The sequence below is a fragment of the Enterococcus sp. AZ149 genome, from assembly GCF_051714285.1.
Taxonomy (GTDB): Bacteria; Bacillota; Bacilli; order Lactobacillales; family Enterococcaceae; genus Enterococcus_D; species Enterococcus_D entomosocium.
Map to the genome: position 1 here is coordinate 1,907,529 of NZ_JBIORO010000001.1, position 21,209 is coordinate 1,928,737.

The 21,209-nt window shown below is 42.0% G+C and carries 24 protein-coding genes; 1 reads left to right on the plus strand and 23 read right to left on the minus strand.

All coding sequences use genetic code 11. The annotated features are described in order from the left end of the window. Positions 1–5 precede the first annotated feature (5 nt). From rbfA to IGI94_RS08970, 12 genes are all read right to left on the minus strand, one after another. A complete protein-coding gene (gene rbfA, locus IGI94_RS08915) occupies positions 6–356 on the minus strand; it encodes a 30S ribosome-binding factor RbfA (protein WP_005225925.1) in 351 nt (116 codons plus the stop codon). A 32-nt stretch (positions 357–388) separates the two neighbouring features. Continuing rightward, entirely contained in the window at positions 389–3,121 is a 2,733-nt protein-coding gene (gene infB / locus IGI94_RS08920) for a translation initiation factor IF-2 (protein WP_438899641.1), read from the minus strand. Positions 3,122–3,133: 12 nt separating this feature from the next. Further along, complete coding sequence (locus IGI94_RS08925) at positions 3,134–3,436, minus strand: YlxQ-related RNA-binding protein (RefSeq protein WP_005235626.1); 303 nt, start codon at positions 3,434–3,436, stop codon at positions 3,134–3,136. After that, complete coding sequence (gene rnpM / locus IGI94_RS08930; RefSeq protein ID WP_005225922.1) at positions 3,429–3,725, minus strand: RNase P modulator RnpM; 297 nt, start codon at positions 3,723–3,725, stop codon at positions 3,429–3,431. Before rnpM ends, IGI94_RS08925 begins: the two co-directional genes overlap by 8 nt. Before the next feature lie 16 nt (positions 3,726–3,741). Then, on the minus strand, positions 3,742–4,956 hold the full coding sequence (gene nusA / locus IGI94_RS08935; RefSeq protein WP_438899642.1) for a transcription termination factor NusA: 1,215 nt from the start codon (positions 4,954–4,956) through the stop codon (positions 3,742–3,744). A 21-nt stretch (positions 4,957–4,977) separates the two neighbouring features. Continuing rightward, a complete protein-coding gene (gene rimP / locus IGI94_RS08940) occupies positions 4,978–5,451 on the minus strand; it encodes a ribosome maturation factor RimP (protein WP_008378146.1) in 474 nt (157 codons plus the stop codon). Positions 5,452–5,658: 207 nt separating this feature from the next. After that, on the minus strand, positions 5,659–6,012 hold the full coding sequence (locus IGI94_RS08945; RefSeq protein ID WP_034695542.1) for a DUF2752 domain-containing protein: 354 nt from the start codon (positions 6,010–6,012) through the stop codon (positions 5,659–5,661). Beyond that, the gene (locus IGI94_RS08950) at positions 5,997–6,431 is read right to left on the minus strand and encodes a DUF4234 domain-containing protein (protein ID WP_008378150.1); all 435 of its coding nucleotides are present in this window, start codon (positions 6,429–6,431) and stop codon (positions 5,997–5,999) included. Before IGI94_RS08950 ends, IGI94_RS08945 begins: the two co-directional genes overlap by 16 nt. Before the next feature lie 174 nt (positions 6,432–6,605). Next, complete coding sequence (gene thrS / locus IGI94_RS08955) at positions 6,606–8,546, minus strand: threonine--tRNA ligase (protein WP_005235617.1); 1,941 nt, start codon at positions 8,544–8,546, stop codon at positions 6,606–6,608. A gap of 311 nt (positions 8,547–8,857) precedes the next feature. After that, positions 8,858–9,034: a 2-hydroxymuconate tautomerase gene (locus IGI94_RS08960; protein ID WP_438899643.1), complete on the minus strand. Its 177-nt coding sequence runs from the start codon at positions 9,032–9,034 to the stop codon at positions 8,858–8,860. An 88-nt stretch (positions 9,035–9,122) separates the two neighbouring features. Continuing rightward, positions 9,123–9,620 (minus strand): ASCH domain-containing protein, encoded by a 498-nt coding sequence (locus IGI94_RS08965; protein WP_005235615.1) that lies wholly within the window; start codon positions 9,618–9,620, stop codon positions 9,123–9,125. Continuing rightward, the gene (locus tag IGI94_RS08970) at positions 9,590–10,462 is read right to left on the minus strand and encodes an aminoglycoside 6-adenylyltransferase (protein ID WP_438899644.1); all 873 of its coding nucleotides are present in this window, start codon (positions 10,460–10,462) and stop codon (positions 9,590–9,592) included. Before IGI94_RS08970 ends, IGI94_RS08965 begins: the two co-directional genes overlap by 31 nt. Before the next feature lie 140 nt (positions 10,463–10,602). On the opposite strand from IGI94_RS08970, the gene helD reads away from it, so the two are divergent. Then, positions 10,603–12,885, plus strand: a complete 2,283-nt coding sequence (gene helD / locus IGI94_RS08975) for an RNA polymerase recycling motor HelD (protein ID WP_438899645.1) — start codon at positions 10,603–10,605, stop codon at positions 12,883–12,885. A gap of 62 nt (positions 12,886–12,947) precedes the next feature. On the opposite strand, the gene IGI94_RS08980 is transcribed toward helD, so the two are convergent. The 11 genes from IGI94_RS08980 to IGI94_RS09030 all read right to left on the minus strand — a co-directional run bounded on the left by IGI94_RS08980 (position 12,948) and on the right by IGI94_RS09030 (position 21,195). Next, entirely contained in the window at positions 12,948–13,607 is a 660-nt protein-coding gene (locus IGI94_RS08980) for a hypothetical protein (protein WP_034872543.1), read from the minus strand. A gap of 210 nt (positions 13,608–13,817) precedes the next feature. Beyond that, positions 13,818–14,540: a YebC/PmpR family DNA-binding transcriptional regulator gene (locus IGI94_RS08985; protein ID WP_005225911.1), complete on the minus strand. Its 723-nt coding sequence runs from the start codon at positions 14,538–14,540 to the stop codon at positions 13,818–13,820. Between the two features lie 79 nt (positions 14,541–14,619). Continuing rightward, on the minus strand, positions 14,620–15,786 hold the full coding sequence (locus IGI94_RS08990; protein ID WP_438899646.1) for a nucleotidyltransferase: 1,167 nt from the start codon (positions 15,784–15,786) through the stop codon (positions 14,620–14,622). 27 nt (positions 15,787–15,813) lie between these two features. Next, complete coding sequence (locus tag IGI94_RS08995; RefSeq protein ID WP_438899985.1) at positions 15,814–16,542, minus strand: class I SAM-dependent DNA methyltransferase; 729 nt, start codon at positions 16,540–16,542, stop codon at positions 15,814–15,816. Then, the gene (rsfS, locus tag IGI94_RS09000; RefSeq protein WP_034878521.1) at positions 16,542–16,883 is read right to left on the minus strand and encodes a ribosome silencing factor; all 342 of its coding nucleotides are present in this window, start codon (positions 16,881–16,883) and stop codon (positions 16,542–16,544) included. Before rsfS ends, IGI94_RS08995 begins: the two co-directional genes overlap by 1 nt. A gap of 11 nt (positions 16,884–16,894) precedes the next feature. Beyond that, positions 16,895–17,494, minus strand: coding sequence for a bis(5'-nucleosyl)-tetraphosphatase (symmetrical) YqeK (gene yqeK, locus IGI94_RS09005; RefSeq protein WP_008378167.1), 600 nt, complete (start codon positions 17,492–17,494; stop codon positions 16,895–16,897). Next, a complete protein-coding gene (locus IGI94_RS09010; RefSeq protein ID WP_438899647.1) occupies positions 17,484–18,125 on the minus strand; it encodes a nicotinate-nucleotide adenylyltransferase in 642 nt (213 codons plus the stop codon). Before IGI94_RS09010 ends, yqeK begins: the two co-directional genes overlap by 11 nt. 12 nt (positions 18,126–18,137) lie before the next feature. Next, entirely contained in the window at positions 18,138–18,449 is a 312-nt protein-coding gene (gene yhbY / locus IGI94_RS09015; protein WP_005225905.1) for a ribosome assembly RNA-binding protein YhbY, read from the minus strand. Positions 18,450–18,464: 15 nt separating this feature from the next. Further along, on the minus strand, positions 18,465–19,583 hold the full coding sequence (gene yqeH, locus IGI94_RS09020) for a ribosome biogenesis GTPase YqeH (protein WP_042890926.1): 1,119 nt from the start codon (positions 19,581–19,583) through the stop codon (positions 18,465–18,467). Between the two features lies 1 nt (position 19,584). Next, on the minus strand, positions 19,585–20,109 hold the full coding sequence (locus tag IGI94_RS09025; protein ID WP_008378174.1) for a YqeG family HAD IIIA-type phosphatase: 525 nt from the start codon (positions 20,107–20,109) through the stop codon (positions 19,585–19,587). A 360-nt stretch (positions 20,110–20,469) separates the two neighbouring features. Further along, positions 20,470–21,195 (minus strand): amino acid ABC transporter ATP-binding protein, encoded by a 726-nt coding sequence (locus IGI94_RS09030; protein ID WP_016612186.1) that lies wholly within the window; start codon positions 21,193–21,195, stop codon positions 20,470–20,472. Between the last annotated feature and the right edge of the window lie 14 nt (positions 21,196–21,209).

The following is a 21,209-nucleotide window of genomic DNA, read 5'->3' on the forward strand; positions in this document are numbered from 1 at the left end:
TTTTTTTATTCTTCTGAGTGCAATGCGCGAATCATTTCATCAATTTTATTCCCGTATTGTACTGATTCATCCAATTCGAATTGGATTTCTGGAACTTTATAGAGCGTTAACGCTTGACCTAATTCACGACGAACCAAGCCAGTTGCTTTTTCCAGTCCTGCTTGGGCTTTTTGCTTATCTGAAGCTAAGTCCGTTAGGGTGCTGTAAAAGATCGTTGCTTGCTGTAAATCTCCAGTTACTCGTACATCTGTGATCGTCACATCTTGCACGCGAGGATCACGAACTTTTTTACGAAGAATTTGATTGACTTCTTTTAAGATTTCTTGTGCCACTCGGCGATCTCGATAGTTAGCCATTCAAAAAGCCTCCTTGTATAGTTGTCATTCCGTTATTTTGTCGGTACTTCTTCCATGACATAGCCTTCGATCACGTCATCAACTTTAAGATCGTTGAATTTCTCGATCATCGCGCCACATTCAAACCCTAGCTTCACTTCTTTGACATCATCTTTGAAGCGTTTCAAGCTGGCAAGTTTGCCTTCATAGATAACGATGCCGTCACGGATCACGCGGACGCCACTGTCACGGCGAATACTGCCTTCCGTTACGTAGCAACCTGCGATCGTGCCCACTTTAGATACTTTGTATGTTTCACGAACGATCATTTGACCAGTGATTTTTTCTTCGAATTCAGGATCAAGCATCCCTTTCATCGCAGTTTCGATTTCTTCGATCGCTTTGTAGATGATGCGATGCAAACGAATATCGACTTTTTCCGCTTCCGCTTGCTGTTTGGCTTGCGGTGTTGGACGGACGTTGAATCCGATGATGATGGCATTACTTGCTGCTGCTAGCGTTACATCACTTTCATTGATTGCACCAACGGCTGAATGGACGATGTTCACTCGCACACCTTCAACATCGATTTTCTTCAATGAAGCAGCTAATGCTTCAGCTGAACCTTGTACGTCTGCTTTGATGATGACATTTACTTCTTTCAGTTCGCCTTCTTTTAGACTTTCAAACAAGTTATCCAATGTCACACGACTGCTTGATGCGCGTTGCTCCATCAAAGCACGTTTTGCACGTTCTTCACCCGCTGCTCGAGCTGTTTTCTCGTCTTCAAAAGTAACAAAACGATCACCTGCTTGAGGCACATCATTCAATCCTGTGATTTCGACTGGTGTAGCAGGTCCAGCTGCTTTATCACGACGACCTAAATCATTCGTCATTACGCGAACACGACCGAAAGTATTCCCTACAACAATTGGATCACCTACATGAAGAGTCCCTTGTTGAACCAATAGTGTTGCTACAGGACCTTTTCCTTTATCAAGGCGCGCTTCAATGACTGTACCGATCGCCCGTTGGGTAGGATCAGCTTTCAAATCTTCGACTTCTGCTACTAAGAGGATCATTTCAAGCAATTCTTCAATGTTTTGCCCAAATTTCGCTGAGATTTCAACGAAGATCGTATCGCCACCCCAAGCTTCTGGGATCAACTCATGTTCACTTAATTCTTGCATCACATGTTGTGGGTTAGCACCTGGTTTATCGATTTTGTTTACTGCAACGATGATTGGCACTTTTGCTGCTTTCGCATGGTTGATCGCTTCCACTGTTTGTGGCATCACTCCATCATCAGCTGCGACAACAAGAATCGTGATATCGGTGATACTTGCTCCCCGTGCACGCATACTAGTGAAGGCCGCGTGTCCAGGAGTATCTAAGAAAGTAATTGGTTTGCCATTGATGTCGATTTGGTAAGCGCCAATATGCTGCGTAATTCCCCCAGCTTCACCACTTGTTACGCGTGAATGACGTAAAGTATCAAGCAATGTTGTTTTCCCATGGTCAACGTGACCCATGATCGTCACAACAGGTGGTCGTGATACTAAATTCTCTTCAATTTGTTCTTCTGCTTCGAAGAATTTATCGATGTCTGCGATATCCACTTGAACTTTTTCTTGTGGTTCGATTCCGTAATCGGTAGCAAGCAGTTCAATCGTATCTTTATCTAAAGGTTGGTTTTGATTGACCATAACCCCCATCATAAAGAGTTTCTTGATGATCTCTGCTGGTTCACGGTAGATTTTTTTCGCGATATCCGCTACGTTCATGCCTTCTGAATATTCCAATACTTCTGGTAGCTCACGGAATTTACGTGCTGGAACTGGCGGTTTCTTTTCCGTCTGCTGACGGCCTTTTTTGCCTTTTTTATTGAATTTGTTGCGATTGTTATTGTTGAAATTATTGTTGCGTCCACCGTAGTTTGACTTGCCGCGGTTTTGATTTCCTCCACGAGAATCATTCGATCCTTGCGGACGGTTATTGTTACGGTCTGCCCCTTGCGTATTTCCTGCAGATTGAGCGGCCGGACGGTTTTGTTGCCCTTGGTTTGTTGGACGGTTTTGCTGTCCTTGGTTATTCGGACGGTTTTGTTGTCCTTGGTTTGTTGGGCGATTCTGTTGTCCTTGATTGTTCGGACGATTTTGTTGTCCTTGGTTGTTTGGACGGTTTTGCTGTCCTTGATTGTTCGGACGATTTTGTTGCCCTTGGTTGTTTGGACGGTTTTGTTGCCCTTGGTTGTTTGGACGGTTTTGCTGTCCTTGGTTTGTTGGACGATTTTGTTGCCCTTGATTATTCGGACGGTTTTGTTGTCCTTGGTTTGTTGGGCGGTTTTGTTGCCCTTGATTGTTACGATTCTCTTGGTTATTCACTCGATTATGACTTCCTTGGTTATTTGGTCTGTTACTTCCTTGACTGTTCGTGCGATCTACTTGTCCTTGACCAGCAGGACGGTTATTGCTTTGCGTAGTTCGCTGTTGACTTTGATTGTTATGACGGTTTTGGAAGTTAGGATTATTTCTTTGCGTTTTAAATTTCTTTTGTTCTTGTTTTTCCGGCTGGTTGGCTGGTTTCTGATTTGCGGGATTTGAGTTTGCAGATGTTTTACCATTTGGATTGCCGCCTAATGACTGCTGCAGTTTTTGCGCCTCTCCATCTGAGATCGCGCCCATATGATTTTTGACATCAAAGCCTAAAGATTGTGCTTTTTCAACAACCTCTTTGCTCGACTTATTCCATTCTTTTGCAAGTTCATAAATTCTTTTTTTTCCCATGCAATCACCTTCCTAACCTAATATTAATTCCTGCACCTTCCTTGCAAATCCTTGATCTAAGATGCCAATGACCATTCTTGGTTTCCCAATGGCCGCACTGATTTCATCAGCAGAAAATGCATCTAGGAGCGGAATTTCGTAATAAGAACTTTTGTCCTTAATTTTCTTTTGTGTATTTTTACCAGCATCACTGGCGATAATGACTAAAGCAGCTTTCTCATTGCGAATCTCTTTTAAAGTCATTTCTTCACCAGTTACTAATTTCCCAGCACGCATGGCTAGTCCTAACATATTTAATGCTTTGGTTTTATTCATTTGCAAATAACTCTTTTCGCGCTTTTTGGTGCGTTACATAGTCCAATAGTTCTTGGTAAAATTCATCTGTCAATTTCGTTTCCAGCACTCGATCCAAGATACGCTTATCCCATGCTTTCTGGGCTTCAGCCGGTTCGATCGCTATATAAGCTCCCCGACCTGGCATTTTTCCTGTCGGATCGATGGAAACAACGCCTTCTTTTGAACGAGTGATACGAAGCATTTCTTTCTTAGGTAGCATTTCGCCTGAAATCACTGATTTTCGTAAAGGAATTTTTCGTTTTTTCATCACGATCTCACCTCAACTATTTTTCGTCAAACTCAACATTTTCATAATCATCCGCAGTCATGTCTGATGGAAGGATCGCTTCATCAACTGTTTCTGCAGATTCTGTTGCTTCTGTACTGATTTCTTCAGCAGCTTCTGAAGCATTGGCATCATACTCATCGATATAGTCGCCTTCATCCAGCTTCGCATAAAATTCTTCCATGTCTGTTTCTGATTTGATATCGATTTTGAAGCCAGTCAATTTGGCTGCTAGGCGAGCATTTTGTCCGCGTTTACCGATCGCTAATGATAGTTGGTAATCAGGCACGACAACAGTACAAGCCTTCGGATTATCAACATCAAAAATAACGTCGCTGACTTCTGCTGGATTCAACGCATTGGCGATGAAGATCGCTGGATCTTCATTCCATTCCACGATGTCCATGTTTTCGCCTTTTAGTTCATTGACGATCGCTTGAACCCGTTGACCTTTAGGGCCAACACAAGTGCCGACTGGATCGACGTTGACATCAAAGGAACGAACAGCAACTTTGGCACGATCCCCTGCTTCACGAGCAATACTTACGATCTCTACAGTACCATCATATACTTCTGGCACTTCTTGTTCAAATAATCGGCGCAGCAAATCTGGATGGCTGCGGCTAACGAATACTTGAGGTCCTTTTGAAGTATTTTCAACACGAGAAACGAATACTTTGATCCGATCATGGGGTTGATAAAACTCATTTGGCATTTGGTCTTGTTTTGAAAGCACGGCTTCAATTTTGCCTAAGTTTACATAGATATAACGATTGTCTTGGCGTTCAACGATTCCTTGCAAAATGTCTTTTTCGTACGCACTAAATTCGTTATAGATAATGTTTCTTTCCGCTTCACGGACCCGTTGCAAAATGACTTGTTTTGCCGTTTGCGCCGCAATACGACCAAAGTCTTTAGGCGTTACTTCAAAGCGGATTTTGTCGCCGATTTCATAAGCGGGGTTGATTGTCATCGCTTCTTTTAATGAAACCTCTAGTTGCGAGTCCATGACTTCTTCTGTCACTTCTTTGACTGCATAGACGTGGATATTGCCTTTTTTCTGATCAAATTCTACTTCCACATTTTGTGCTTGCCCGTAATGACGTTTGTACGCTGAAACCAATGCCGCTTCCAAGGCATCGATGACAATCTCTTTTGAAATGCCTTTCTCTGCTTCTAATGCATCCAATGCATTCAACATTTCTTTACTCATGATTCTTTCATTCCTCCGTGTTTAAAATTGAATGGCTAAACGAGCTTTGGCAATATTTTTCCGGTCGATCGTTCGTTCTTTTTCTCTGGTTTTGATTCGGGTCTTCATAACTAGCTGATTTTCATCGAATGACTGTAAAAAGCCTTCGAACTGTTTTTCTCCATCAATCGGTTGATATAAAGAAACATGAATGTACTCGCCGACTGCCCGTTGATAATCTGCTTCTTTCTTCAATGGACGCTCGGCGCCAGGGGAAGAAACTTCCAAGAAATAGGCCTGTGGAATAGGATCAGGCTCGCATTGGTCTAATTGTTCACTAAGTTGTTCACTGACAAAGGCACATTCCTCGATATCGATTCCGCCTTCTTTATCAATGAACACACGAAGAAACCAATTTTTCCCTTCCTTCACGAATTCTACTTCAACTAATTCAAATTTTTGCGCATCCAGAATAGGGGTCACTATATCTGTAACAGTTTCCACTACCGTACTCACAACATCGCCTCCTTTATTTCTCAACGAAACGAACTTCATTCCATTAAAAAGAGTGAGCGAAAAAACCGCTCACTCACTCTAAGTATCATTACATTGTAAATATAACACAATTTTCATAAAGATTCAACTACTGTCGCATGTTCCCTTCGCTTTCAGAAAAAAACAAAGCATTTTCTTAAATATTTTTAATGCTTGGGTGAATGGCTGTTAGTGAATCACTTGACCAATCCGACGTAGTAGTTGTGGGAAAATGCTCTCTGGATCAAAGTCCATTGGCGCGTCATGTGGGAAATGAAGCCAGAGCCGACCACCATAAACCACTAGTACCAAAAGTGTCAATGTCACCCACAGGTTGTGACTGTAGTAAAGTTTGCTGATTTTCGGATTTTTTTTGAATAAAACGATTCCGAATACGATCGGCACTAACCAAAACAAGGGATGAAAATGCAGCGCACCTTCAAGATCACCCTGAAATAAGTGCAAGTAGGCGCGCGTCATGCCACAACCTGGACAAGGAAACCCCGTTAACCATTTAAACGGACAAATCAATAATCTACCCAATCATCTGAATCAGACGAATCGTTTGTATTGTTAGATGAGGTCATGGCATTTTGATCAGCCGCTTCCCACATTTGGTTCATATCACCTTGTAAAATCGCCATGTTGATGAAATCAAAAGCAAACAGGCTCAAGACGACAAAAAGAATTTTGTTGTCACTCAGACGAGGCATATTCGCTCGTTGTTGTGCACTCATAAAGATATCCGCAATTCGGTACCACCAATAAATTTGATACAATCCACAAGTAAGGATCGTGAGTAAAATCGACGTCTCTGGCGAAAGACGATTATCCCCGCTGTATTCTGCCAGCTCTTTGGTTGTTTGGTACATCCAAAAGAATGTATAAATGCCACAAGTAATAAATGTTAATAAAATGACCGATACAACCGATTTCTTTCTAACTCCGTAATTATAATTCATCACAAACTCCTTCTAGTTTATTCCTTTTTATCACATACTAATTATACACGATTTTATTCACAAAAACAAAAAAAATCTAATTATTTTATTTTATATAGATTAAAAAAGGTAAATGGCACCTGCTGAAAGCAGGTGCCTATACTATAAAATCATTCGTTTTCTTTGAACCAAAAGCTATGCTCGACTATAATTTTTCACTTCAGCAGCCATTGCATCAACAAACAGATTCAATTCTTCGACTTGGGTCTCCTTGCTGCCGTAGCGACGGATATTGACTGTCGCATCATTGACTTCTTGATCCCCAACAACAATTTGATAAGGAATTTTTTGGGTTTGTGATGCGCGGATCTTATACCCCATTTTTTCGTTGCGGTCATCCACTTCTACCCGCAGTCCTTGTGCCTGCAAGCGTTCTTTGATTTCGTAAGCATAGTCACTGTGAGCTTCGACTGAAACTGGAATGATCGATGCTTGGATCGGCGCCAACCACGTTGGGAATGCGCCTTTATAGACTTCCGTCAGGTAAGCCACAAAACGTTCCATCGTTGAAACGATGCCGCGGTGGATCACCACTGGACGGTGGTTGTTTTCGCCATCTTCACCAACATATGTTAGATCAAACCGTTCAGGCAATAAGAAATCCAATTGGATCGTTGACAAGGTTTCTTCCATACCTAAAGCTGTTTTCACTTGGACATCTAGTTTAGGTCCGTAGAAAGCTGCTTCACCGTCAGCTTCAAAATAATCCAATTCTAATTCATCCATGGCCGCTTTTAGCATTGTTTGCGCATTTTCCCACATCGCATCGTCATCAAAATATTTGTCTTTGTTTTGTGGATCGCGATAACTTAAACGGAAACGATAGTCAGTAATATTAAAGTCTTCGTAAACGCCCACCATAAGATCCAGTGTCCGTTTGAATTCTTCTTTGATTTGATCAGGACGAACAAATGTATGACCATCATTTAAGGTCATTTCCCGAACCCGTTGCAACCCTGATAGTGCCCCTGATTTTTCATAGCGGTGCATCATTCCTAATTCAGCGATCCGAATTGGTAGTTCACGATACGAATGGATGTCATTTTTGTAAACCATCATGTGATGTGGGCAATTCATTGGTCGTAGAACCAGCATTTCGCCATCCCCCATATCCATTGGTGGGAACATGTCCTCGTGGTAATGATCCCAGTGCCCTGATGTTTTGTATAAATCCACGTTTGCCATGATTGGTGTGTATACGTGTTGGTACCCAAGGCTAACTTCTTTATCCACGATATAACGCTCGATCGTACGACGGATCGTTGCTCCTTTTGGCAACCAGAAAGGCAAACCCGCGCCGACTTCAGGGGACAACATAAACAATTCTAATTCTTTCCCTAATTTACGATGATCGCGTTCTTTTGCTTCTTCTCGTAAACGAATAAATTCCTTCAAGTCTTTCTTATCGAAAAAGGCTGTTCCATATACCCTTTGCATCATTTGATTATCAGAACTTCCACGCCAATAGGCTCCGGCTACTGATAACAATTTGTACACTTGGATACGACCTGTCGATGGGACATGAGGGCCGCGGCATAAGTCAACAAATTCTCCTTGCTGATAGGCAGTAATCGTTTCGTCATCTGGTAATTCTGTGATCAACTCAACTTTGTATGGATCTTCAGCAAAAAGAGCCAAAGCTTCCTCTTTTGTTAATACACGTCGTTCAATTGGCAGATTTTCTTTAATGATTTTCATCATTTCTGCTTCGATTGCTGGTAGATCTTCCGCAGTTACTGGGTTTTCCCCATTGTCTGTGTCATAGTAAAAACCAGAATCAATTGCAGGTCCTACTCCAAAATGGATCGATGGATAGAGTCTGCGCATGGCTTGAGCCATTAAATGAGCTGTCGAATGACGAAGTAAACCTAAGGCGTCTTCATGATCGGGTGTCACGATCTCAATCGTTGCATCTTCTTCGATCGGACGTGAAAGATCGATCAGTTGTCCATTGACTTTTCCAGCTAAGGCTTTTTTTGCAAGACTTTTCGAGATACTTTCAGCAATCTCTTTAGTTGTTACCCCAACAGCAAATTCTTTTTTTGCGCCATCAGGAAATGTAATAAATAATGACATATGAATGTCCTCCTTTGAATGATTTCAATCAATAAAAAAGTCCTAGTATCGGTTACGATACTAGGACGATCACTCGTGGTTCCACCTATTGTTCGAAAACAGAAAAAGTCTGTTTTCCTCTTCATGAGATAACGGTTCAACCGCCTCCGTTTCGACAGAGGTCTAAAAAAAGTGGTCATCCTTTGGTTTTCTTCCAGGAAATTTTCAGCCAAGATTTCCCTCTCTTATCGAAGACTCTCAAACTCAGGTGTCTTTTTTATTGATCGATTATGGCTCAATTAAACCACTACCTACAAGAAAAAGCAAGAGAATTATTTCCAATCGCCATTCACAGCATAGGTTCCTCGCTTCATTTCATTGATGATGACATGGATATGCTCCTTAGGGGCACCCGTATTTTTATGGACCGCCTCAGTGATTTCTTTCATCATATTCGTCAGTTGTTCTTGCGAACGCCCTTCAACTAGTTCGACATGAATAAATGGCATACGATTTCCTCCTTTGTTTGCTTTTGATTATACACCTTTTTCAAAAAGACAAAAGCTATTCCCATGATTTCCAAAGAAAAACGTGTCTTTATTCCTCCTGATACACGACAGAAAACTTTTCACAAACGCATAGCATTTGATCGTGAAAAGACAACCCCGCTGAGGCATAAGCTCGTCGAAAAAAAGCTTCATGAACACGGCGCCAATAAGCCAAAGTGCGATCTCCTTCCCCTTCTAAAAAGGCAAACGCTGCTGTCACTTCATCAAATGGCACGATCGACACTGACTCTAAATAAAGAACAGCTCTTGGTACATCCGAACCATCTAAAAGGACACTATACGTTTCTGATTGTGGCAATGCTTCTTGCTCGATTTCATAGAGCGCAGCGGCGGAGGTCGTCGCTGTCTTTTTGCCAGCTAAAACAAGTGCTGCCAGTTCATCCGCCATTTCTGAAGTATCACCAAAGGACCAAGCATCTTCATAGGTCAGAGAAGATTGATTTCTTGGATTTGCTTTTAAAAACCGCTGCCAAAACGCTTGAATCTGACTGTCTTTTATTTTTGGTTCTCTGGTCTCATCTGCCAATTTTTTTCACTCCAATACTTCGTATATGTTTGGACATTCTCAGCTTCTTGCCAATCATAGGCCAACCCTAATTTCTCGCTGATTTTCTTTGCTTGCTTATCAAATCGTTTTTGCATCTTCAAAAGGGACTGACCGCAAGCAGTGATCGTGGAAAAATCAAGCAATGAGGTCAATTCCCGCCACTCCTTTTCCGTTAGAAACGACTGCAGGTATTTATGATTTTTCCCAGTACTCACCTGAAATTGCTGAGCATGGGCAACAAACAAATCTTCTATCCATAACAATTCTTGCCAACAAATGGTGTATAAATGATCCGTAGCATAAATTAGTTGCTTTCGAAGCAGCCCTTTCACGACATACGTGCTTACCCACCAAAATTCGTTGCAGTGTTCTTGAAAAGCGGCTTGGGTCGGGCGCTTGATCCAGTAATGCGAATGATTTGCTTGATTAGCAAAACTTAGTAATTGGTCTGGATCAAGCAGCGGCTGCAAGCCTGGTTCTTTAGCAAGACGATCGACCAGTGCAAGTGGACATAGCATGAGATCGATTCTTACTCCGTCTAAAAAATGCATCAAGTACGTAAAACACCCGCCCAAACTCGGCGGATAAATCGTGCTAGCTTCCGGTGTTTGCCTGATCATGATTGATCCAAAGGCTTCTAACCATGAAGAATCATCGACCAAAGGCTGAATATCCTCCATCACGAAGACCACGTCAAAATCCTGCAAAATATCTTTTGGCGCCTGTGGATCGGTCCGTGAACCAGATAAACCGATGGCACGTGCCCCAACACGTTTCCCAACAGAAATGATCAATTGGCGCAATTCTGCTTCTTCTCTCACCTTTTCCACCTCTATTTCGTTTCGTTTTTGAACACCTAAGCTCTTTTTATAAATATTAGCATAGTTTCTTTTTTTCCACGACATTCACAGGGAAAATATGCTATAATTTTATGTCGCAATTTTTTTAAGGAGGATCCTTCGTGAACGAACGTCAAAAAGAACAACAACATGTCAATGAAACCATTGCTCTGATCCACAGAGAACAAGCGATCCTTTCGCAGCAAAAACAAGAATTAGCCGCTAAAATGGATGATCAATTAAAAGAAATCGCCGATAAGAAAATTCGCGGAGGCGACAGTGAAGCCTTTTATGAATCAGTTATCGAGTACCAGCAGCATGAACAAGAACTGCTGATCAAGTATCAAACCGCAGAATCACAAGAAAAACGCGTCAAAACCCTAACAACGATGGCAGGCAATCCCTACTTTGCTCGAATCGATTTCAAAGAAGAGCAAGAAACCGAGACCCTCTATTTAGGGATCGCTTCTTTACGAGACAAAGAGGAAGAAACGATCGTCATTGACTGGCGCGCACCGATCGCTAATCTTTACTATGAAGGAGAACTTGGTGAAACCTTCTACGAAACAGACACCGACCGTTTTACGGTAGAGCTACTCTTAAAACGCCAGTTTAAAATTCAAAATGGTGAGATCTTATCGATGGTCGATACTTCGGAGATCATCAATGACGAATTTTTATTGGAAATCTTGGATGAGGCCTCTTCTTCTCAAATGCGTAACATCGTTTCAACGATCCAAAAAGCACAGAACCAAATTATTCGTGATACCACCAATAAATTTTTACTGATCGAAGGGATTGCTGGAAGTGGGAAAACCTCTGCTTTATTGCAGCGGGTCGCCTTTTTACTTTACCGGAATCGCAAATGGCTGGACGAAAAACAAGTCTTGCTGTTTTCACCCAATCATTTGTTTTCTGACTATATATCCATGGTCCTGCCTTCATTAGGGGAAAGTGAAGTGCCCACAAGAACCTTCCACCACTTTATCCAATTGATTCTGACTGGCTATGAAGTAACAAAAGAAACCCAACAAGAAGAGAACTTTTTAAGCGGCGACGATGATGCCATTGAAAAAATCAAAAGTAGTCTTTTCTTGGTGGAAAAAATCAACCGTTATGTCCGTTCGATTGCACCGATCGGCCCCTTGTTCCGTGATCTAAAAATCCAAGGGCAAACCTATTTGACAAAAGAACAGATTCGCCGCTGGTACCAAGAAACCAATCATGAATTGCCGATTTACCAAAGAACCCAACTGCTTCAAACAAAATTATTAAAAAAAATCGGCGGCTTGGAAAAAGATGAAGCCAAAAAAGACTGGGTCAAAGAAGCGACCGAAGAGCAATTGCAACAAGTATTTACCAACGATCCTCATCAAGAATACAGCGAAGAAAACGAACGCCGTTTGCGGAAGAAACTCAGACAGCAGATCGTCCGTAAGAAGTTCCGTTCCTTGACGCGGGGAGTGAAAAACTTTCAGTTTATCAACCAAGCCAAGCAATACTTACACTTTTTACAATCGGTTGAGTCTGCTGCAGTCAAAGAAACTGGCATCGAGGCTGCGGCTTGGCAGCAAAGTATTGCCAACATTCGCCAAGGAATGCGCCAAAGACAAATCAAACAAGAAGACGCCGTTTTGTTTTTCTTACTGATCAAACAGCTTTATCCTGTTCACGTCGAAGAAAAAGCTCGGTTTATCTTTATCGATGAAATGCAGGATTTTCCACCAGCACAAGTGGCTCTGCTGCGTCAGCTTTATCCAAAGGCTGGTATCACCCTGTGCGGCGATTTGAACCAAAAAGTTTATGGCAATGAAACGATCGTCGGAGCATTAGCAGAATTATTCCCCCACGAAAGCGTGAAACGTTATCAATTGAAAACCAGCTATCGTTCGACTAAGGAAATCACAGATTTCGCCAATCAATTTTTAGTTGGCAGTGATCAAGTGGAATTGACGGCTCGTAAAGGTGCGGTACCAACAATTGTTAAAGGAACTGAATCTGAAAATCTGGCTTTCTTAGAAACCAGAATTCGAAAGGCAGCTGAGAATCAGCGTTGGCGCACCGCGATCATTTGTAAAACCGCAAAGGATTGCCAGCAGTTATATGCCCAGCTGGCAGAAACAATGCAGGAACAAGTGCAGCTGATCACCTCTGAAGAAGACTTCATGAAACGCAATGTCATGATCTTCCCGGCCTTTTTAGCAAAAGGGCTAGAGTTTGACCAAGTATTTGTCTGGACACCAGGTACCACTTTCGCGACTGAACAAGACCAATTGATTTTTTATACAATGGCGACACGGGCGATGCATCAGTTGACCGTCCTTACCCAAGAAGAATTGTCGCTTCTAGTGAAAGCTGATCCTGCCACTTATCAGTTTCAAGAAGCATCACGGATTGACGAATAACCTAACAAAAAAACATCACAATCGACTGATTCTCAAATGAAACCAGCCGATTGTGATGTTTTTTAGCCTTTTAATTCGCCAATAAATAAGCGGGTTTCTGGATAACGCATCCCAACGATTGTCAAAATCATCTGCAGCTCAGAAACGTGTTCCGGATCTTCTGGAACAAATAATTTTGTATGACGTCCGATACTGCCATTATCGATCAAACGATGGGTACGATTCCATTGACTAAATTCCTCGATCGTTGTAAAGCGACTAAGAGGAAAACCAGCACCGTCGAGAATTTCCGTCAATCGAAAAAGCACATAAGAACTATCGATCACCAATTCTTTTCTGTGAGGTAAAGCACGCGTTCGCTTATAATCAATAATTGCTTTTTCTGGTCGGTGTTCCAAAAGCCAATCCAACAGCAAGAAGAACCCTTCCATTCGATAATCATCGATAAAGAGCCGTTCAGAGTATTCCGACATGCGAAAGACCAAAGGAATCAAGAATCGCTCTTTATAAATTAACAAGGGTGCGCGATCAACGACGACATTTAAATAACGATTCAAATAAGAAGAACCACGATAATCGCCTAGACGATACCCTTCCACCCCATACTTTTGATATTTCCGACAAAGAGCCGAGCAGTCAGAAATCGATACAGACACTTCTGCTAGCTTTTCAAAACCACTTAAGATTCGATTAAATGGCTCTAAAACGATTTTTTCTTCCATGTCTGCCCCCCTAACGAGTTGTTTGCTTATGTAGTAAATCATAACATATAAAATGTCTGGAAACCAACTGAAAAGACGATGAATATTGAAGAATTTTCAAGAGAAGTGCTTCTCGCTCTCTTGTTTTTTTCACTTGACTAAACAACGGAAGGTTGATGAAAAAAACACCAAAAACTGGCAGCCAGATCACCTCTAGGCTGCCAGTATGTCTTATTCTTCAGCGTCTGCCACATTGTGATAGACATTTTGAACATCTTCAAGATCTTCTAATACATCGATCATTTTTTCGAATTTTTCTAGATCATCGCCAGTCAAGGTTACTTCATTTTGAGGAATCATTTGCATTTCAGCAATTGAAAATTCGGTGATTCCTTTTTCTTTCAAGGCTTCCTGAATGGCATGGAAGTCACTTGGTTCACCGTGAACGATAATTTGTCCATCTTCTTCAACAACATCACGAACATCGATCTCCTTGTCCATCAAGTATTCTAAGATCTCATCGGCATCGTCACCAGCAAAGCCAAATAATGCTGTGTTATCAAACATATAAGCAACTGCCCCAGAAACACCCATATTCCCGCCGTTTTTACCAAAAGCGGCCCGAACATCGGCTGCGGTACGGTTGACGTTGTTTGTCAAAGTATCGACGATCACCATTGATCCATTTGGTCCAAATCCTTCATATCGAAGTTCTGAGTATTGTTCATCGCCAGAACCTTTGGCTTTTTCAATCGCACGGTCAATAATGTGTTTTGGCACATTGTAGGTTTTCGCACGTTCGATAACAAAGCGTAATTTTTGGTTCGCGTGAGGATCAGGATCACCCGATTTTGCTGCTGCGTAGATTTCGATTCCAAATTTTGCATAAACTCGGCTATTGTTTGCATCTTTAGCAGTTTTTTTCGCTACGATATTTGCCCATTTACGACCCATGATTTCACTTCGCTTTCTTGTTTTTAAAAATCCTTATTCATTATACTTGTCAAATGGCGTTCTGTGAAGCGATTTTCACTTATTTATCAATAAAAAGCGGAATTCTTCGAAAATTTTGTTCTGAGATTTGAGCATTCCCTTGCTGATAAATCTGGTCGATCCGCAATGACAAGCCGTAGCGCTGTGCTTCTTTCTTACCGAATTTAGCGATCAGCGGCAGGGTCAGCTCTTTTTTGACTTCTTTTAAATAGTGCTGCCCTTGCTTTGTATAGCCTAAGACTCGAATAAAGGGATGTGCTTGTGCTTCCTTCATTTCAGCTTTTGTCACTTGGAACAATACATAACAAGCAAGACGCTGCAGTCTCGTTTGGGTATAGCGTTTTGTCTTTAACAACTTGATAAAATCTGCAAACGAATCCGCCGCAGTCACATATTGTTTTAGTCGATATTCTAGTCCTTCTTCCATCTGGTAAATAGCAGCTAATTTTTCGAGGGGGGCAGAAATGATCTGGTATTGAAGATACGGCCAAAAGGCTTCCCAGTCGACTGTTGTTTGCGAAAGAAATTTTTGTGTTGCTTCAGGAACAAAATCCACAACAGCTTCACCTTGTTTAAGTCCTTGACGAATGGCTGTGGCACTAGCGATCGTTGGATGCTTAAATTGTTCTGAATGATAAGAGGCCGCAATTCGTTGAATGGGAACAAGCCTCATTGGTTTTTCATAACACAACACTTCCCGTGCATACCCCATACCCAACAGATGATTCGGCTGGTCTTTTTCTGCATGGTACTCAGGATAAAGCTCACTGAGGACCATACTCATTTTTTGACTATAGGTAGCATTTTGCCTAGCTATGCGTTGAAATGCGTCATCGATCATCCGCTGATTTTCTTTTTCAAACTGAGCGAACTTTGCATAGTCAAAGGGTTGTTTCGCATCTGTACCAAAACACAAAGAATCACATTGCAGATTTTGTAAGATCCTAATCGCTCCCGCTGCAAAAAAATCAGCAGACTGGACGGCCCAAGCGGATGGCAGTTCAACGACCAAATCGACGCCATTTTGCAATGCCGCTTGGGCTCGTTGCCATTTATCGATGATCGCCGGTTCACCACGCTGTAAAAAATTTCCACTCATCACGGCTACAATGACATCGGCGTTGGTTTCTTGCCTGGCTTTGTCCACGTGGTATTGGTGGCCATGGTGAAAAGGATTATATTCTACGACTAGTCCGCAAACCTTCATCGACATCCCTCCTGTTTTACATAACGGTTACTTATGGCAGACAAAAAACCAGCGACGGCTTTTTTCATTTGGTTTTGTATCGATAAAATCAGCGTAGCATTCAACATTAGCAAAACCAGCATTTTCTAACATTCTTAAATAGCTTTCGAGAGGATAGGTTCTTTCTTGATGAAGCTCATCTAAGCGTTCAAACAACCCACTCTCTTGTGCAACAAAAAAGGTCAAGAAATGTTCAATGCTATGGTCTTTTTCTCCTTGATAGCTTTCCCAAAGAAAGGCAAACTCATCCGTCTGGTAATGGTAGCTATAATCAGGAAACACTTCATTGATTTGATATAAGGAATGCACATCAAATAAAAAGACGCCATCTTCTTCTAAACAACTGTAAACACCATCAAACACTTGCTGCACACTCTGCTCGTCTTCCATGTAGCAAAGGGAGTCAGAATAGCAAGTAATAGCTTGATAGGTGCCAATATCTACGAGATCCAGCATGTCACCCGCAACAAATTGCACAGCCGCCTCTTCTTTTTCAGCCCGTTGACTAGCGATCATCAGCATCTCTTCTGAAAGATCTAACCCAGTCACATCAAAACCAGCCTTGGCTAATTCAACGGCTAACGCACCGGTTCCACAAGCCAATTCTAACAGCTGTTTTCTTTTTCCTAAATGACGACAAGAAAAATCCAGCCACTTTTTATAGAGACTGGAATCCATTACTTCGTCATAGACAAATGCGAAGGTTTCGTAAGCCATTACGCCACGACCCATTCATTAAGATCCACAAGCGGCGCATCAGACCATAATTTTTCTAGGTTGTAAAAAGCACGTTCTGAGGCACTGAATACGTGAACGATTACGTCACCTAAGTCGATCAAGACCCATTTTCCACCATCTTTTCCTTCGACACGGCGAACAGATACTTGACTTTCTTCTTCTTTATCGATGACTTCATCAATGATCGCATTGATTTGACGTTCACTATTTCCTGAACAGATCACAAAGTAATCTGCTAGCAAAGAGATTTCCCGCACATCTAATGCCATAATATCTTCGGCATGTTTTGAATCGGCGGCTTTTACAGCAATTTCTAATATTTTCTGACTATCTATGGTAATTCCCTCCTATATTTGGCCACCCAAAAATTGTAGGTTTCGATCGTTTTTGGGTAGATAACTGCTTCTGTTTCGATCAAATGAAGCAAGGTATGTTTCGTTTCGTAAGCAACAGCGGCATCTAAGTCGATCATTGCGATTTCCCTAGCCTCAACGACTCCAGGAAACGTACGCCCGGGTTCGATATAATCTGCTACATAGATGATTTTATCTAGTAGGCTCATCTTGGCAGCTCCGGTTGTGTGCAAACGGATCGCTTGTAAGATTTCTTCGTCATCGATTTCTAATTCTCGTTGAACGAAATCAGCACCGACGAGTCCATGCCAGATAGCATTGTTCCAGTTCAAGAGATCCAATTCAAATCCGTCTCTACGAATGACTAATTGAAATTCTTCATCGCTGCGTTCCTTCGCATAATCATGCGTCAAAGCAGCGATGCTGGCTTTGACCGGTGAAGCACCATATTTTTCCGCAAGGGCAACGGCCGTTTTTTCGACACCCAACACATGCTCAAAGCGCTTTTGACTCATCTGCATTTGGACCTTTTGCATCAAAAGTTCCCGTTCTGCTTGTGTGTAGTGTTCACTCTTCATCCAAGTACAACCCCTTTTCTTGAATATAGTGTAACACATTATCTGGCAATAAGTAGCGAACCGAACAACCTTGTTGCACTTTTTTACGAATTGTTGTTGAGCTGACATCCATTAGAGGAATATCGATCCAAATAATCGGGTATGGGCTATCGATCGGCACTTCCGGGCGGCGAACCCCCACAAAAGTTACCAATTCCATCAGCTCATCGATTTGATGCCATTTTGGTAAATAGTTCACCATATCCCCGCCAATGATAAAATAATAATTAGTATCTGGATTCTTAGCTGTCAATTCCCGCATCGTATCAACCGTATAACTCTTACCTTTTCGTTCCAACTCAATGGTCTCTACAGCAAATCGCGGATTATCGGCGATCGCCAACTTCAACATCGCTAAACGATGCTCAGCGAGGATTGTCTTTTTCTCATCAACATGAGGCGGTAAATACTCAGGCATGAAATAAACTTTATCCAGCCCTAATGCTTGCCCTACTTGCTCACCCATGACCAGATGTGCGTAGTGTACTGGATTAAAATTTCCACCAAGAATGCCCACTTGCTTTTTCGGTACAAGTTCTTGTGTTTGTGTCTCTAAAACCGTTTGTACCTTTCCAAATGTTTGTCCTTGCATGCCTTCTCCCTCCTAAATTGAACGAACTTTGCTTGAAATCGTTTGGTATTTTTCTTTACTAGACGGTTTGAATAAAACGATCACTCGTCCGATGATCTGAACTACTTCACAGCCGACTTTCTCCCGGATCGTTTCAGCTGCTTCGTCAGCAACCTCATCGGTATTTTGGAGCAATGAGACTTTGATTAATTCTCGTTTTTCTAGTGCTTCTTCAATTTGCGCCATCATCGCGTCATTCAAGCCGCCTTTGCCGATTTGAAAAATCGGGTTTAGATGGTGCGCTTCACTTCGTAAAAATCTTTTTTGTTTTCCTCGTAAGTCCATAATCTTCCTTCTTCCTTATACTAATGCTTTGCGTCTAAGCACATCGACACCTTTTGGCGCCCACCCGGCGATGACACATGGTTTGGTGATCGTGATCCAGCCAAGTCCAGCAAAAACGATATCAGTTTTTTCTTTGATTGAAAATTCGAAACGGACGAGTTCAGGAAAATCCGCCACTTCATCTGCTCGTGGCGGCTGCAGCAGCCCACCAACATGTTTCTCATAAAATTCATCGGCTTTACTTAATTTGGTCCGATGGATCGCTACATCATTCGCTACATAGGCAACAAACGAACTTCGTTCTCCTTGTATGAAATCAAAACGGGCAAGTCCCCCTAAGAACAAGGTTTGTTCAGGGTTCAATTGATACACTTTCGGTTTAATTTCTTTGGCTGGTGCCACGATTTTCAGATCTTTTTTACCTAAATAGTGTGCCATTTGATGACGATGAATGATTCCTGGTGTGTCGATCAAAAAGTGCCCGTCGTCCAATGGAATCTCAATTTTATCCAATGTAGTTCCAGGAAATCGCGAAGTGGTGATCAGCTCGTTGATCCCTGCTGTTTGTTTGATGATTTGATTGATCAATGTTGATTTTCCAACATTCGTCACACCAACCACATACACATCACGACCTTCACGATACGTTTCGATCGCTTGTAGCAACGCTTGGGTTTCACCCGGTTTCTTGGCACTCGTCAACAATACATCGACGGGTCTTAAACCGACTTCGTGAGCCCGTTCCTTCATCCATTGGGTCATTTTCGATTTTTTCAAAGATTTCGGTAAAATATCCACCTTGTTGCCCACTAATAAAACAGGATTATCACCAACAAAGCGGTGCAGTCCTGGGATCAATGAACCATTAAAGTCAAAAATATCTACGACATTAACGATCAAGGCGTCTTTTTCCCCGATTTCATTCAGCAAACGTAGGAAATCATCGTCTGTCAGCGCGACATCTTGGATCTCATTGTAATGGCGCAAGCGGAAGCAGCGTTGACAATAGACTTCTCCTGATTCAAGTCCTTTTTCTAATGCAGATTGCGGGGTGTACCCCAATTCGTTAGGATTTGTTGTTTGAATCAATGCCCCGCAGCCGATACAGTGAATTTCTTCGATTCCTTCTGTCATATTAAATTCCTCCACGCCATTTTAACTCTGGGTTGTGTTTCAATAAATAGTTCATGATTTTTCTTTCTGCTGCTCGATTAAACTGGGTTTTCCAAGAATCCGTTGGGATCACTGGTTTCACTAGAATGCTGCGAACACCAGCACGATTGGCACCTCGTACATCCGTCATAATCTGATCGCCGATCATGACAACCTCTTCTTTTTTCAAGCCTAATTGCTGATACCCTTGTTTGATCCCTCTTGAAAAAGGTTTTAATGCGCGGTGTACGTACTTTAAACCAAAAGGCGCAACAGCCCGTGCCACGCGTTCACTATTGTTGTTTGAAACGACAATCACCGGTATGCCAGCGTTTTTCATTTCCAATAACCAGTTTTTTAATTCTTCGGTTCCATCAGGATTATTCCAAGCAATCAAGGTATTATCAAGATCGGTCAAAATCCCTTTGATCCCCTGTGCCTTTAGTTGGCTAGGGGTGATTTTATAAATCGCATCGACCATCCAAGTCGGTTTATAATTTGAAAACATAGAATCTCCTTTACTATCTGATTTCTTCGCATGTTAAAAGTCGGCGACTAGTCATCGATCCACATAGTCGATCTTTAAAAAGAAACCGTACTAGCTGTTGACAAGCAAGCAGGCAGTTTCTAAAAGGATCAGACCTCTTCAACCTGTAATTATACAATAGAATCTTTTTGAATACTAGCAAGTGCGCTAGTTTCTGCAGGTTTCTTGTAAAAGAACTGAAAAACGAAGGTGTCGAAACAACAGTTTGTTCCATCACTTCTTTAAAGTAGTCTTTTTTTTCGTCAAAAAAGCATCCTTTTACTGAAAGGATGCTTAGAAAAAGTCCAAAATTGTCATTTGCAACTGCGAGCTTCTCGCATTTTACAATACTTTACTTAAAAAATCAATGGTTCTCGGGTTTTTCGGATGATCAAAGAGCTGTTCTGGCGTTCCTTCCTCCATAATGATTCCCTGATCCATAAATAAAATCCGATCCGCGACTTCCTTCGCAAAACCCATTTCATGAGTGACGATGACCATCGTCATTCCTTGCTGAGCCAAACGCTGCATGACAGACAATACTTCGCCAACCATTTCAGGGTCTAACGCAGAAGTCGGTTCATCAAAGAGCATCACGTCCGGTTCCATCGCCAAGGCACGTGCGATAGCGATCCGTTGCATTTGTCCACCAGATAGACTTTGTGGATAGGAGTTTGCCTTATCAGGCAGACCTACATCATTCAATAGTTGCTTTGCTAGTGTTTCAGCAGCTGGTTTTGCTACCTTTTTGACTTTCGTCGGGGACAAAGTAATGTTTTCTAAAACCGTCATATTCGGAAAAAGATTGAAATTTTGAAAAACCATGCCCATTTTTTCCCGCATCTTATACAAATCATTCTTTGGATCGGTAATATCGGTTCCTTCAAAAAAGATTTTTCCGCTTGTCGGTACTTCTAATAGGTTCAAACAGCGTAAAAACGTGCTTTTTCCTGACCCAGATGGCCCAATCACCACTACGACTTCTCCTTGCTCGATCGTCGTTGTGATCCCTTTTAGCACTTGATTGCTGCCAAAGGTTTTGTGTAACTCTTGAATATCTAACATCATAGCTTGTCTTCTCC

Coding starts and splice junctions, on each gene's coding strand:
- rbfA (WP_005225925.1), bottom strand. CDS start 356: ATGGCTAACTATCGAGATCGCCGAGTGGCACAAGAAATCTTAAAAGAA.
- IGI94_RS09030 (WP_016612186.1), bottom strand. CDS start 21,195: ATGATGTTAGATATTCAAGAGTTACACAAAACCTTTGGCAGCAATCAA.
- IGI94_RS08950 (WP_008378150.1), bottom strand. CDS start 6,431: ATGAATTATAATTACGGAGTTAGAAAGAAATCGGTTGTATCGGTCATT.
- yqeH (WP_042890926.1), bottom strand. CDS start 19,583: ATGACAGAAGGAATCGAAGAAATTCACTGTATCGGCTGCGGGGCATTG.
- IGI94_RS08990 (WP_438899646.1), bottom strand. CDS start 15,786: ATGAAGGTTTGCGGACTAGTCGTAGAATATAATCCTTTTCACCATGGC.
- yqeK (WP_008378167.1), bottom strand. CDS start 17,494: ATGAAGAGTGAACACTACACACAAGCAGAACGGGAACTTTTGATGCAA.
- IGI94_RS09010 (WP_438899647.1), bottom strand. CDS start 18,125: ATGCAAGGACAAACATTTGGAAAGGTACAAACGGTTTTAGAGACACAA.
- rnpM (WP_005225922.1), bottom strand. CDS start 3,725: ATGAAAAAACGAAAAATTCCTTTACGAAAATCAGTGATTTCAGGCGAA.
- IGI94_RS08985 (WP_005225911.1), bottom strand. CDS start 14,540: ATGGGTCGTAAATGGGCAAATATCGTAGCGAAAAAAACTGCTAAAGAT.
- IGI94_RS08925 (WP_005235626.1), bottom strand. CDS start 3,436: ATGAATAAAACCAAAGCATTAAATATGTTAGGACTAGCCATGCGTGCT.
- yhbY (WP_005225905.1), bottom strand. CDS start 18,449: ATGGACTTACGAGGAAAACAAAAAAGATTTTTACGAAGTGAAGCGCAC.
- IGI94_RS08995 (WP_438899985.1), bottom strand. CDS start 16,542: ATGGCTTACGAAACCTTCGCATTTGTCTATGACGAAGTAATGGATTCC.
- nusA (WP_438899642.1), bottom strand. CDS start 4,956: ATGAGTAAAGAAATGTTGAATGCATTGGATGCATTAGAAGCAGAGAAA.
- infB (WP_438899641.1), bottom strand. CDS start 3,121: ATGGGAAAAAAAAGAATTTATGAACTTGCAAAAGAATGGAATAAGTCG.
- IGI94_RS09025 (WP_008378174.1), bottom strand. CDS start 20,109: ATGTTTTCAAATTATAAACCGACTTGGATGGTCGATGCGATTTATAAA.
- thrS (WP_005235617.1), bottom strand. CDS start 8,546: ATGTCATTATTTATTACATTTCCTGATGGCGCAAAAAAAGAATTTGCT.
- IGI94_RS08980 (WP_034872543.1), bottom strand. CDS start 13,607: ATGGAAGAAAAAATCGTTTTAGAGCCATTTAATCGAATCTTAAGTGGT.
- IGI94_RS08960 (WP_438899643.1), bottom strand. CDS start 9,034: ATGCCATTTATTCATGTCGAACTAGTTGAAGGGCGTTCGCAAGAACAA.